The organism is Marinobacter sp. L-80 (assembly GCF_056859395.1).
This window is the reverse complement of record NZ_JBSXOI010000070.1, coordinates 76,324-89,272: the sequence shown is the minus strand read 5'-3', so window position 1 is coordinate 89,272 and position 12,949 is coordinate 76,324. Positions and strand designations below refer to the sequence as shown.

The following is a 12,949-nucleotide window of genomic DNA, read 5'->3' as shown; positions in this document are numbered from 1 at the left end:
CAAATCACACAACCTGCCCGGGCACTCGCCAATTTTGTGACATCATTCACTTGTCGTCGGATGGCGCCTCGTAGCGAATTCCTACGACAAAGACCGACTTCCAACCTTCCGGCGTGCGAACGCTCACTTCGTCGTCAAGGCGTTTGCCGATCAGGGCCCGGGCGAGCGGTGAGTTGATGCTGAGGTAGCCTTTGTTCAGATCAAACTCGTCCGCGCCGACCAGCCGATAGGTCTGCTCATCACCGTCCTCGTCTTCCACCGTCACCCAGGCGCCAAAAAACACCTTGTCCCGGTCATCCGGCAAATGGTCAACCACGGTAAGCTCTTCCAGGCGTTTGCTGAGGAAACGCACCCGCCGGTCGATTTCCCGTAACTGCTTCTTGCCGTAGATGTACTCGGCATTCTCGGACCGATCGCCAAGGGCGGCGGCTTCACGCACGGCCTGGGTGACTTTCGGGCGCTTTACCTTCCAGAGATACTGCAATTCATCACGCAAGGCCCGCTCGCCTTCCGGCGTGATGTATCGCGGGCGGGGGCCGCCATTACCGGGAACCTGGGTCATTGGTTTTGCAACGTCCTCTGCCAGATGGGAATCAGAAATGGGAAGGGCATAAAAAAACCCCGTAAAAACGGGGTAAGGCTAGCGCTGTGCTGGAGGGAGAAGCAAGCAACAAATCGTGCAGGCTTCCAAAGCTACAGTTTCCATTATGCACAGCCTGGATTACACCGGAGTGGCCGAGGAATTACCTTTTGGTCAGGGAATATGAAGACCCGCGAAGTCGGAATTAGGTTGCACACTCTAGGTCCTGAGCATAGCGTTAGCGTCATACAGATTTTTACCGCTTCCATTCACGGAGATACCAATATGAACACTCAGACCCTGCTGAACTTGGCGCTTAATGGCGTGGATGCCATAGGCTACCGGCTGGACCAGTACGGGATTACCGGCAAGATCAACCGCCACAACATTGCGGCTTTTCTGGCGGTAGAGCAGAAGCACCTGGAAGGTGAATGGGACAGCATTCAGGTACGCGTGAACCGTCGCCGCTCCCAGGTTGAAAGGATTACTCACGAAATCGAGTCGCGCAGAGATGCATTGGTTGCCCCGGTGCTGTCGAGGATCAACCGGTTTCGCGCCAGTCAGTGAGTATTTACGCCGGTTGATTGAGAGGCGGCCCGGGTTTCCCCGGCCGCTGAATCTGCCGGCTGTTCCGCCTGGGCCGCGCGAATGCGTTTGCGGGCTTCGGTAAAGGCGGGAATCTTCACAGCCACGGTCAGCCCCGGCGACGCCTCTCCGGGATGCGTATCGCTCAGGACAATCCGGCCCTGATGTATTTCCGCAACAGCGCTCACAAGGCTCAGGCCCAGACCATTACCCGGTAAAGAACGGCTCTTGCCTACCCGGTAAAACCGCTGGAAGACCTGGTCTTTCTCGGCATCGGGAATACCGATTCCACTGTCCCGGACTTCAAACACCGCATCGGCACCCTCGCGCCGAACAGATACGCCTATAACGCCATGCTCCGGCGTATATTTGATAGCGTTATCAATCAGGTTGCTGACCATCTGGAACAGAAGGTCGCGGTCGCCCTCGATCATCACTCCGCTTTCCAGGCCCTGCTCGAACGACTGGTCCTTATCCTCAGCCAAGGCCTCATAGAGCTCACAGGCATCGGTGACCAACTCATCCAGCGGCACAGGTTTCATGTCGGCGGTATTACCACGGGTTTCCAGGCGGGCGATGCGCAACAATGCGTTGAAGGTGGCCAGCAGCTGATCGGCCTCCGCCACGGCGCGGCCGGCCTGCTCCCTCGCCTCGTCGTTATCCACCGACATCAGCGTGTTTTCAAGCTGGTTGCGGAGTCGGGTCAGGGGCGTGCGCAAATCGTGGGCAATACTGTCGGAAACGTGCCGGATGCCCTCCATCAGATACACAATCCGGTCCAGCATCTGATTGAGGTTTTCCGCCAGCTGGTCGAAATCATCGTCGGTGCCACGGGTTGGTATCCGCAGGGAAAGGTGGCCGTTCATGATCCGACGTGATGTGTTGTTGATAACCTCGATACGCCGGGTCGTACTGCGGCTCATCAGGAAGCCACCAAGCAGCGCAAGGGCAAGGGTGATCCCCATACCCCAGTTGATGGCGGTTTCAATTACCCGCTTGAGGTTAGTGAGTTCGTCGACATCCCGCCCGACCAGCAGGCGCAAGCCACCCTGAACCTCAAAGATCCGGGCACGGGCGAGGCGTTCGGGCCCGGTCCAGCCGACGGATTCGTTCAGGGTGAAGTTGATCCAGCCGCTCTCTGAACGGCTGCCTTCCGGCCAGGTCTCTATGTTGCCGGCCAGCTTCAGAAAGTCGTCGGTGGTCAGCAGATAGATGGATTTGGCGTTGGGGTCGCGGGCAACACGTTCACGGATGATGGTGATGAGGCCATTTACGCCACGGCCACGATACTGCTCCGCCAGACCGGCGATTTCCGCTTCAATGGTTTCGTCGGTCTGGGCGGTCATGAAGCCCGCCGTACGCCAGTAGATAAAGGCCAGTAACAGAAATACCGAGGTGGCGAACACCACCATGTACAGCAGGGCTAGCTGGAAGGACGAGGTCCTGAGCTGGCTAAGCAGTTTCACGTAACATGTACCCTGCACCCCGGATGGTCTGCAGTAAGGGTGTATCGAATTCCTTATCGATCTTGGCTCGCAGCCGGCTGATGTGTACGTCGATAACGTTGGTCTGGGGATCGAAATGGTAATCCCAGACTTTCTCCAGCAACATGGTCCGGGTGACCACCTGGCCGGCATTACGCATCAGGTACTCCAGCAGACGGAACTCCCGCGGCTGGACATCAATATTCTGGCCGGCCCGCTTTACCGTGCGTGCAAGCAGATCCATTTCGAGATCGGCGACCCGCAGTACGGTCTCGGTTTCCGCCGACTGCCGATTTCTGCGCACCAGGGATTCGATACGGGCCAACAATTCGGTGAATGAAAACGGCTTGGTGAGGTAGTCATCGCCGCCGCCACGCAAACCTTCCACGCGGTCGTCCACATCACCCAGGGCGCTGAGAATCAGAACCGGCACCTGGTTTCCGGTCGCACGCACGGTTTTGATAATGGACAGACCGTCCATTCCCGGCAGCATGCGATCTACAATCATGATGTCGTAATCCTCGCTGGCCGCCATCATCATGCCTTCCTTGCCATCGGCTGCATGGTCGACCACGAAGTCGGATTCCTTCAGCCCTTTGACAAGATAATTTGCAACGTCCTGATCGTCTTCGATTACCAGCGCTTTCACCGGCTCTCCTCCCGATAGCGGATTACAGTAACGACAAGGGTACGAAGAAGTTGGCAACCCGGCCAGTTACGATCTTGTAAGAGGGTGTCGCCAATGGCGACGGTCAGGCTTTCCCCGGAAACCAGCCTAGACTGTCACCGGTTGCCCCGGTAGGCCGGTATTCCGCGCTTACCCAGCCGTCATATCCCATGGCATCGATGGCCGCAAAAACATTCGAAAAGTTAATCTCCCCCGTGCCGGGTTCATGTCGCCCCGGGTTGTCCGCAAACTGAATGTGGCCGATCCAGGGCAAAAGACACTCCATGGAGCGCACCAGATCCCCTTCCATGATTTGCATATGGTAAAGGTCGTACTGCAGGCGCACGTTGTCCGCGTCGATTTCCTCGATCAGTGCGAGCACCTTGCCGGAGGTATCCAGTACGAAGCCTGGCATATCCACGCGCGAGTTAATGGCTTCCAGGCACAGGGTGATACCCTCGTCAGCCAGCCTGCCCGCTGCCCAGGCGACATTACTCACCAACGTCTGCCAGGCAATGTCATCGGAAACGTTCGCCGGCTTCAGCCCCGCAAGGCAGTTCAACTGCCGGCAGCCAAGGGCTTTGGCATAGTCGATCGCCTGATCCACGCCGGCCTGGAACTCCTCAACCCGGTCCGGCAGGCAGGCGATGCCCCGTTCACCGGCGTCCCAGTTACCGGGCGGCAGATTGAACAGCACCTGAGTCAGCTGATTATCGCTCAGCATCTGGCCGAGTCGCTCTTTGGGGTAGGCATAGGGGAACAGGTATTCCACGCCCTCAAAACCCGCGGCCCGGGCCATGGCAAAGCGCTCGGGAAAGTCCACTTCCGTGAACAGCATGGACAGATTGGCAGCAAAACGGGGCATGGCGTGTTTACTCCTTCGGTCCGCGGCCAAGGGAGCCAAGCAGGGCACCGTTCAGATGCTCCAGCTCCAGCAACAGGCCACTGTGGTCGACATCACTGTGGCCATTGGCCACCAGCGACAGGTATTCATTGTGCGTCTGTTGAGCCAGGGGCAGGGTCAACCCTTCCGCACGGGCCTCATCCAGAATCATCCGCATGTCCTTTAGCTGGATCCGAGCCGGCGCGCCGGGTGCAAATTCCCGGTCGATCATCCGCTGGCCATGGAGCTCCAGAATCCGGCTACCGGCAAACCCGCCCAGCAACGCTTCCCGCACAGCGGCAGGATCGGCACCGCCTTTCGCCGCCAGCAAAAGCGCCTCGGACACAGCACCAATGGTGATACCAACAATAGCCTGATTGGCCAGCTTCGCCAGTTGCCCCGCGCCAACAGGACCAATCCGCGTGCACTTGCCGAGCGCCTCGAACACCGGCCGGGCGCGATCCACATCCGCTTCCGAGCCACCCGCCATGATACTCAGGCGGGCTTCAGCCGCGCCCACAGTCCCCCCGGACACCGGCGCATCCACATACCCAGCGCCCTGCTCTGCAACCAACTCGCCATGCCGCCGGGCCACGGAAGGTTGAATTGAACTCATATCAATCACCAGCGCGCCCGGCTTCAGGGCATCAATCGCGCCCTGGGCGACCAGCACCTGCTCCACCACATCGCTGTTCTCCAGCATGGTGATCACCACATCGGCATTGGCAACCGCTTCCGCCGGGGATTCGGCGATCACCGCCTCAGAGGCAAACGGCTCGCACTTGCTGGACGTGCGGTTCCACAGAGTCATTGGAAAACCCGCGTTCAGGAGGTTACGGGTCATGGGCGCGCCCATCAGGCCGATGCCAAGGAATGCGATATGAAGGTGTTTATGAGTCATTTTTCAGGCCTTGTACGAAGGTTGGAGAAGGGATTGGGTGGGCCTTTCCAGAACCGTGCGGAGCCATGGGTGAAGCGCGAAAGCGCTTCACGGGCTGGCCATGGATGGCCTGCCCCGGACCCTCAGTGCGACGCAGGAGCAATAAGCACTGAGGGCCGGAGCCGAGCGTACATGGATGTATTCACAGCGTGTTTTGGAAAGGCCCACCCAATCGCTTCTGCCCCCAAGGTAAAGTTTCCGATTATACAAACAAAAACGCCACCAACCGGAACCGGTGGTGGCGTTTTTTACGACTCAGGTACTCAGTGGCTAGCCAATAACTCAGGCCACCTCTGACATCTGCATGCGAATCTTCTTCATCGCATTCTTCTCTAGCTGCCGTATACGCTCGGCCGAGACGCCGTACCTGTCGGCCAGCTCGTGCAGGGTCGACTTGCTTTCAGACAACCAGCGCTCCCGGAGAATATCCTGGCTGCGCTCATCCAATTGCCCCAGAGCCTGCATCAGCCGGCCATTGGAATCGTCCGACCAATCCGCGTTCTCAAGCTGGGTCGCCGGGTTGCTGCGAGCGTCTTCCAGATAGTACGCAGGCGCCTGATAGGCGTTGTCGTCATCGTCGTCCTGAGGACCGTCAAAGGCGGTATCCTGAGACGCCAGCCGGCCTTCCATTTCGCGGACAACCCTGGGCTCGACACCCAGATCCTCGGCAACAGCGTTCAGCTCATCATGGCTGAGCCACGCAAGCTTCTTCTTCTGGCTGCGAAGGTTAAAGAACAGCTTACGCTGGGCCTTGGTGGTGGCCACTTTAACAATCCGCCAGTTACGCAGGATAAACTCGTGAATCTCTGCCTTGATCCAGTGCACCGCAAAAGACACCAGCCGCACACCGTACTCAGGATTGAAGCGCTTGACCGCCTTCATCAGGCCAACGTTGCCTTCCTGGATCAAATCCGCCTGAGCGAGGCCATAGCCGGAATAGCTCCGGGCAATGTGAATCACGAAGCGCAGGTGGGACATAACCAGCTGACGGGCGGCTTCCACATCGCCCTCGTAATGGAGCCGTTCAGCCAGCTCCCGCTCTTCGTCAACTGTGAGCACCGGGATGCGGCTCGCAGCCTGAATATAAGACTCGAGATTCTGACCCGGAACCAGTCTGTCAACCAGTTGTAAACTCGTACCCATGCTCTAACCTCCGAACCCAACGGCCCTAAATATATCAATTACCCTTTAGACCGCCAAGAACCCTGAAAGTTCCCGAAATTCCCAGTAAAACGTTATAAAACAACTATCTGGGAAATTCACCGTGGCTTTACTATCTAACAACTTACGCCAATAGAAGCTGTCTCTTCAATACGGTTTTCCCGTTATTCGGATCATGCTCCTCCGGCAATATCACCCGGCTCCATGTCATCCAGATGACGCTTCACGGCCACCCAAGCGCCTAGCCAGCCTAGCAGCATCGAAACAATTATCAACGCCAGGGCGCCATCAATGTGCAGCCCATCCAGGGAAAAGTCGCTCCTGTACAGGCCTGCCAGCCGCTCTATGGGCCCGCTGAGCCACCAAAGTGACAATTGCAGTAATATCAGGGCAACAATCCCACCACCGAGCCCGAACCAGGCGCCGGTGTACAGAAAGGGCCTGCGAACGAAGCTGTCTGTTCCGCCCACCAGCTTCGCAACCAGAATCTCGTCCCGACGGCTCTCGATTGAAAGCCGTACGGTATTGCCGATCACCAGCACAACCGCCGCCGCAAGCAGGATCGCCAACGCCCAGACAGCACGGGCAAGAAGATCCGTCATGGCGTTCAGCCGCTGCAACCAGCCCAGGTCTACCTGAACCCGCTCTATGCCTTCCATGCCCTCGATAAACCGCACCAACCCCTCAACACCCTCAGTGGACCGGGCGCCCTCTTCCGGGGTAATCAGCAGGGTATGTGGCAGCGGATTATCCTCGAGATAGTCCAGAGCATCTTCCAGGCCCGATGAAGCGCGGAACTCCGCAAGCGCCTGGTCGCGATCCACCAGCTCAACACCTGCCACCCGGCCGTCTCCGGAAATCTCGTTACCCAGCACTCGGGCTCGTTCGAGAGGCACATCCAACTCGATATAGGCGGTCACCCGGGCGCTGCTCTCCCAGCCTGCGCTGACTCCCTGAAGACTGGTCAGCAGCAACAGCAATGCCACTGGCAGCGCCAGGGCAACCCCCATGACCGTCCACGTCATCAGACTCGCCACCGGTGTATGCAAAAGGCGGTTGGCACTGTCCCTGGCGACCTTGCGGTGATGGATGAAATAACTTTCTGCCTGCTCACGCCAGGGCGCGCGAGCCTGGTTGGCGCCGCGGGTAGGCTGTGCTTTCTTGCGGGGATCAGCGGCCATGGACACCTCCCCCGAGAACTGGCGTGCCGCCGGCCACCAGACGGCCATGATCCAGCTTCAGCGTTCGACGCCCCATCTCGTTGATCAGGGCGATGTCGTGGGTTGCGATCAACACGGTCACACCCACTTGGCTGAACTGCCCGAACAGATTCATGATGTCCGCAGACAGAGCCGGGTCCAGGTTACCCGTGGGCTCATCCGCCAGCAGCACCGGGGGTTTGTTCACCACCGCCCGGGCAATACCCACGCGCTGCTGCTCCCCGCCAGAGAGCTGCATCGGGTTCATTTTTTCCTTCTGCAGCAAACCCACCTTGTCCAGGGCCGCGCGCACGCGGCGACCCGTATCTCTGGGGGAGGCGCCCATGACTTCCAGTGGCATGGCGACGTTGTCGAACACCGTGCGATCAAACAACAGTTGGTGGTTCTGGAAGACCACGCCAATGTGACGACGAATGTAGGGAATCTGGCGTCGGGGCAAACGGTTCAGAACCTGCCCCCCAACCACCACTTCACCGGCACTGGGGCGCTCCATCACCATGATCAGCTTCAGAAGGGTACTCTTGCCGGCGCCGGAATGGCCGGTCAGGAACGCCAGCTCGCCGCGTTCCAGGCCAAAATTGACCTGTCGCAGAGCGGTGTGATCACTGTCGTAACGCTTGGTGACCTGGCGAAACTCAATCATGGGCGGCTTCCGCGCGGCTGGATTCCGGGCTATTCGTCAAACAGGGCGTCCACAAAGGTTTCGGCATCAAAACTGCGCAGGTCGTCCACCTGCTCGCCGACACCAATAAACCGGATGGGCAACTGCAACTGACGGGCGATGGCAAACACGATACCGCCTTTGGCCGTGCCGTCCAGTTTCGTTAACGTAATGCCACTGACGCCGACGGCCTGCTGGAACACCTGCGCCTGGCTCAGGGCGTTCTGGCCGGTGCCTGCATCCAGCACCAGCATGACCTCGTGGGGTGCGGATTCGTCCAGCTTTTTCATAACCCGGACCACCTTTTCCAGCTCCTGCATCAGGTTGTCCTTGTTCTGCAGGCGGCCGGCAGTATCGGCAATCACCACATCAACACCACGGGACTTGGCCGACTGGATGGCATCGAAAATCACCGAGGCACTGTCAGCGCCGGTGTGTTGCGCCACCACCGGAACCTTGTTGCGCTCGCCCCAGACCTGCAGCTGCTCAACCGCAGCGGCACGGAAGGTATCGCCGGCTGCCAGCATGACCGATTTTCCTTCGTTCTGGAATTTCTTGGTGAGCTTGCCGATGGTGGTGGTCTTGCCCACCCCATTTACGCCCACCATGAGAATCACGTAAGGCGTCTTGCCGGAGTCGATCTGCAGTGGCTTGGTGACATCCTTCAGCAGACCATGCAGTTCATCCCTCAGAGCCTTTCGCAGGGCCTCGCCGTCCTTGAGCTGATTGCGCTCAAGTTTGTCGGTGAGTGAGTCGATGATTTCAGAAGTGGCGGTTACGCCGACGTCTGCCATCAGTAGCGTAGTCTCGATTTCCTCCAGCAGTTCCTCATCGATTTTCTTGCCAAGCGAGAACATGTCGGACAAGCCACCGGTCAGGCTTGCCCGGGTTTTGCCCAACCCCTTTTTGAAGCGCTCGAAAACGCTGACCTGAGGCTCCGGTTCCGGTGCTTTCTGCGGTTCTTCCGCGGGCTCTGGGGTCGGTTCCGGCTCAGCCACCGGCTCTGGTTGTGGCTCTGCGGCGGCAGGCGCTTCAATCTCGCCCTCTTCCGGCTCTGGTGCCGGCCCTTTGGAAACCTCGGGCTTGCGCTGCGGCACCGGCTTGGGGCGTGGTGCCCGGCTACGGTTGCCGGCGATATCCAGGACAAATACGAGCACAAGAAGGGCCAGGAGGCCGATTGAAATCCACTCTGCCGTCATAAAAATCAATCCATCAGTCTGAATGGGCGGGACAAAGAAAGCCGGTATTCTAGCAGACTGTCCCGGTGAAGTGAGGGTCGCTCCGATTATCGCGACCGTAAACGTTTCCGGTAAGATGCAGGCACATATCCTGAACCGAATATTTCCGTGGAGCGGCGGCTATGACGCGCAGACAATCCGCAAGCAGGTCTCACCAGACGAGATCCCCAGCTGGTCGCGAGGCGGCTCCGGCTGGCAAAGGCAGCGGCACCGGTGAGCTGCGAATCATTGGCGGCGACTGGCGCAGCCGCAAACTGCGCTTCCCGGACGCCGGTGGCGTTCGACCCACCCCCGCGCGCACCCGCGAAACCCTGTTCAACTGGCTTGCCTTCCACCTTGCCGGCAGTGACTGCCTCGATTTGTTCGCCGGCTCCGGCGCGCTTGGGCTAGAGGCTCTTTCCCGGGGTGCCGGGCAGGCCACCCTCGTGGACCACACGCCAGCCCTGGCCAGAGCACTGCGAGACAACCTCCGGTTGTTGAAATCCGACAACGGCGAAGTGGTGTGTTCGGACGTCGAAAGCTATCTGGCCCAGAGAAACCGACCGCCATTCGATATCGTGTTCATGGATCCGCCGTTTCGCCAGGGCTGGCTCGAAAAGCTGTTTCCGTTGCTGGAAAAACAGGCGTGGATCAAACCCGGCGGCTGGGTTTACGTGGAACACGAGAGCGAGCTGCCAACGCCTTCTGTGCCCGTTTCCTGGCAGTTGCACCGGCAAAAAAGTGCGGGACAGGTCACCTACTCCCTGTTCCGGGTTGTTTCCGGGCCAGAATAAAAAAGGGCCAGATGAACGCTTTCATCTGGCCCCGGATTCCCCGCCGAAGCAGGTTTACGTCGATTCTCTACCCGGCATCAGGTTGAGGGGCGCAGCGAGTAGGCCCGGAGGTGCTCGGCGAACTCTTCCAGATAGCGGATACCGCTGGCTTCCGCCTCACGGCACCACTCCATCAGCGCGTTCAGCTTGTCCTGGGGTTTGAGCCCACGCTGGCGCCAGAGGGCCTGCAGCTCGTGGCTCTTCTCATAGATCTGGCGCAGCACCGCATTGCGCTCCAGCACAGACTCGAGGGTTTCCTTCTCCTTCGGCTGAATCAGTGTGATCTCACGGGAGAGCAGTTGCTTGAGCTTCCGGTAACGGGGACGGATCTCATCGTCCATCAGCGACTTCTGCTGGCGCAGGACCGGCTCCATGACACGTTTACGGTACTGGCGCATGATATCGAACCGGTTGTTGGCGATGGCCTGAACCGTTTCCACATCCACCTCCAGTTTACCTGGCACATGGTGGGCAATCGGTCGATAACCCTTGGGCTTGGCCAGTCCGAACAACTGGAACAGGCGGATGTAGCCCCAGCCGATATCCACCTCGAACCAGCGGCGAGACAGCTTGGATGAGTTGGGATAGGTATGGTGGTTGTTGTGCAACTCTTCACCGCCAATCAGAAGACCCAGTGGGCTGATATTGCGGGCGTTATCGGCACATTCGTAGTTCCGGTAACCCATCCAGTGGCCGATACCGTTGACCACACCGGCAGCCCAGACCGGAATCCACATCATCTGCACCGCCCAGATCCAGATACCGTGAACGCCAAACAGGGCCAGGTTGATTACCGCCATCAACGCGATGCCGAGCATCTTGTAGCGGCTGTAAACATTGCGCTCCACCCAGTCTTCCGGTGTCCGCTGGCCGTAGCGCTCGAGCGTTTCGGGCGTCGCCGATTCCGCATAGAGTTCGGCGCCCTGGAACAGCACCTTGCGAATACCCAAGACGACCGGGCTGTGGGGATCTTCCTCGGTTTCGCACTTGGCGTGGTGTTTACGATGGATGGCGGTCCATTCCTTGGTGTTCTGCGCAGTGGTTAACCAGAGCCAGAACCGGAAGAAGTGTTTCAGGGCCGGATGCAGGTCCAGCGAGTTATGCGCCGAATGGCGATGCAGGTAGAGCGTTACACTGACAATCGTGACGTGTGTCATTCCGAGGGTGACCAGAATGAGCTGCATCACCGACAGGTCAAGAAGACCATTAAACCACATAGCAAATCCTCAAAATCAATATCTTTGGCGCGAGGCCAACCTCCACACTTTAGCGTACAGCTGTAAGCCACAACAACAGCATTTGGATGCAAAATTGTTACTGATTACACTTAGACGTTTTCCACCGGAGATTCCCGCCCGTGCCTGAACTGCCCGAAGTAGAAACGACCCGACGGGGTATAGCACCCCACTGCGAAGGCGAGACTATTACACGAGTGACAGTCCGCAACGGCAGTCTGCGCTGGCCCGTTCCGGCCGATCTGGGCGAGAAACTGGAAGGTCAGGTGATTAAAAGTGTAGACCGCCGGGCCAAGTATTTGTTCCTGAACATGGACCGGGGCACGGTGATTGTTCACCTTGGCATGTCCGGCAGCCTGCGCATCATCACTGACAATACCCCTCCCCTGACCCATGATCATATCGACGTGGCATTGCAGTCCGGCGTCATCCTTCGATTCAACGACCCACGCCGGTTCGGCTGCTGGCTGTGGGCTGATTCCGCCGAAGAGCACCCGCTGATCACCCACCTGGGTCCGGAACCCCTGGCCCCGGAATTCAATGGCGCGCACCTGTTCCGGCTCTCCCGCGGCAAAAACACACCGGTGAAATCGTTCATCATGGACAATCAGGTGGTCGTGGGTGCCGGTAACATCTATGCCAATGAAGCGCTGTTCAAATCGGGCATTCATCCCCGGCGCAAGGCCGGGAGAATCAGCCTCGACCGCTATCACAGGCTGGCCGAAGCCATCCGGGAAACGCTCAGCGCCGCCATTCTGATGGGCGGAACCACCCTTCGGGACTTCGTGAACAGCGATGGCAAGCCCGGCTATTTTGCCCAGTCCCTGCTGGTGTACGGCCGTGGCGGCCAGCCCTGCAAGGAATGCGGGGCACCACTGAAGGAAATCCGGATGAACAATCGCTCAACGGTTTACTGTCCCCGTTGCCAGCGCTGAACGCTTACCAGATCGCACATTCTGCAACGAAAAATCGTTTGAAAATGCGCAAATATGATTCATAGTTAACAGAGGATTAACGCCCACGGTTTACAATAGGATGGTATCCGGTTGATACGATCCGGGTTTGCTTTTCTTTAAAGCAGTACCCTTTCAGGGCCACTAAAGCTCAGGAGACAGTAAGATGACCCGCAAGATTTCCCGCACCCTGGTAGCCACTGTGGCGGCCTGCCTGTTGGCATTCTCATCCCTTGGGCACGCCCAGGCCGTGGACGAAACCCCTTCGGCACTGGCAATGACCGGTGATGCAATTTTTGTTCGCCCGGCCTTGCTGGCTACCACCATCGTGGGCAGCGCTGTCTACCTGGTCTCCCTGCCCTTCTCCCTGCTGGGCGGCAACGCTGATGAAGCAGGGGAAGTTCTGGTAATGGGCCCGGCCAAGGCGACTTTCGTGCGCTGCCTGGGCTGCACCCGTACCGGCAAGAAACCCGAGACGGTCCAGACCAGCAACTGATCCGGCTCCATCGGGCACGCCTCCGTACTATCAC

General features: G+C 58.7%; 14 protein-coding genes. 4 read left to right on the top strand and 10 right to left on the bottom strand.

Annotated features, from left to right (window positions below):
- Nucleotides 1-46 precede the first annotated feature (46 nt).
- Nucleotides 47-562 (bottom strand): transcription elongation factor GreB, encoded by a 516-nt coding sequence (greB, locus tag AC13E3_RS13535; RefSeq protein WP_482902125.1) that lies wholly within the window; start codon nt 560-562, stop codon nt 47-49.
- Nucleotides 563-865: 303 nt separating this feature from the next.
- Here greB and AC13E3_RS13530 point away from each other — a divergent pair, with 303 nt between their 5' ends.
- Nucleotides 866-1,147 (top strand): hypothetical protein, encoded by a 282-nt coding sequence (locus AC13E3_RS13530; RefSeq protein ID WP_008175698.1) that lies wholly within the window; start codon nt 866-868, stop codon nt 1,145-1,147.
- Here AC13E3_RS13530 and AC13E3_RS13525 read toward each other — a convergent pair.
- The 8 genes from AC13E3_RS13525 to ftsY all read right to left on the bottom strand — a co-directional run bounded on the left by AC13E3_RS13525 (nt 1,141) and on the right by ftsY (nt 9,380).
- Nucleotides 1,141-2,631, bottom strand: coding sequence for a HAMP domain-containing sensor histidine kinase (locus AC13E3_RS13525; RefSeq protein WP_053113260.1), 1,491 nt, complete (start codon nt 2,629-2,631; stop codon nt 1,141-1,143). The two genes, AC13E3_RS13530 and AC13E3_RS13525, sit on opposite strands and share 7 nt — an antisense overlap.
- On the bottom strand, nt 2,618-3,298 hold the full coding sequence (locus AC13E3_RS13520; RefSeq protein WP_008175694.1) for a winged helix-turn-helix domain-containing protein: 681 nt from the start codon (nt 3,296-3,298) through the stop codon (nt 2,618-2,620). The genes AC13E3_RS13525 and AC13E3_RS13520 overlap by 14 nt, the downstream gene beginning before the upstream one ends.
- Nucleotides 3,299-3,401: 103 nt before the next feature.
- On the bottom strand, nt 3,402-4,181 hold the full coding sequence (gene hyi, locus AC13E3_RS13515) for a hydroxypyruvate isomerase (RefSeq protein ID WP_008175692.1): 780 nt from the start codon (nt 4,179-4,181) through the stop codon (nt 3,402-3,404).
- 7 nt (nt 4,182-4,188) lie between these two features.
- Nucleotides 4,189-5,100 carry an NAD(P)-dependent oxidoreductase gene (locus AC13E3_RS13510; protein WP_053113261.1) on the bottom strand — a complete coding sequence of 304 codons (912 nt, stop codon included), beginning with the start codon at nt 5,098-5,100 and terminating at the stop codon, nt 4,189-4,191.
- 321 nt (nt 5,101-5,421) lie between these two features.
- Nucleotides 5,422-6,282, bottom strand: a complete 861-nt coding sequence (gene rpoH / locus AC13E3_RS13505) for an RNA polymerase sigma factor RpoH (RefSeq protein ID WP_008175688.1) — start codon at nt 6,280-6,282, stop codon at nt 5,422-5,424.
- 191 nt (nt 6,283-6,473) lie between these two features.
- On the bottom strand, nt 6,474-7,481 hold the full coding sequence (gene ftsX / locus AC13E3_RS13500) for a permease-like cell division protein FtsX (protein ID WP_008175686.1): 1,008 nt from the start codon (nt 7,479-7,481) through the stop codon (nt 6,474-6,476).
- Entirely contained in the window at nt 7,471-8,163 is a 693-nt protein-coding gene (gene ftsE / locus AC13E3_RS13495) for a cell division ATP-binding protein FtsE (protein ID WP_008175683.1), read from the bottom strand. Before ftsE ends, ftsX begins: the two co-directional genes overlap by 11 nt.
- 29 nt (nt 8,164-8,192) lie before the next feature.
- Nucleotides 8,193-9,380, bottom strand: coding sequence for a signal recognition particle-docking protein FtsY (ftsY, locus tag AC13E3_RS13490; RefSeq protein ID WP_405417446.1), 1,188 nt, complete (start codon nt 9,378-9,380; stop codon nt 8,193-8,195).
- Nucleotides 9,381-9,541: 161 nt separating this feature from the next.
- Here ftsY and rsmD point away from each other — a divergent pair, with 161 nt between their 5' ends.
- On the top strand, nt 9,542-10,192 hold the full coding sequence (rsmD, locus tag AC13E3_RS13485) for a 16S rRNA (guanine(966)-N(2))-methyltransferase RsmD (protein WP_405417448.1): 651 nt from the start codon (nt 9,542-9,544) through the stop codon (nt 10,190-10,192).
- Between the two features lie 77 nt (nt 10,193-10,269).
- On the opposite strand, the gene AC13E3_RS13480 is transcribed toward rsmD, so the two are convergent.
- Nucleotides 10,270-11,448 (bottom strand): DesA family fatty acid desaturase, encoded by a 1,179-nt coding sequence (locus tag AC13E3_RS13480; RefSeq protein WP_053113263.1) that lies wholly within the window; start codon nt 11,446-11,448, stop codon nt 10,270-10,272.
- A 140-nt stretch (nt 11,449-11,588) separates the two neighbouring features.
- On the opposite strand from AC13E3_RS13480, the gene mutM reads away from it, so the two are divergent.
- A complete protein-coding gene (gene mutM, locus AC13E3_RS13475) occupies nt 11,589-12,401 on the top strand; it encodes a bifunctional DNA-formamidopyrimidine glycosylase/DNA-(apurinic or apyrimidinic site) lyase (RefSeq protein WP_039882121.1) in 813 nt (270 codons plus the stop codon).
- 184 nt (nt 12,402-12,585) lie between these two features.
- Nucleotides 12,586-12,915, top strand: a complete 330-nt coding sequence (locus AC13E3_RS13470; RefSeq protein WP_008175672.1) for a hypothetical protein — start codon at nt 12,586-12,588, stop codon at nt 12,913-12,915.
- Nucleotides 12,916-12,949: the final 34 nt, after the last annotated feature.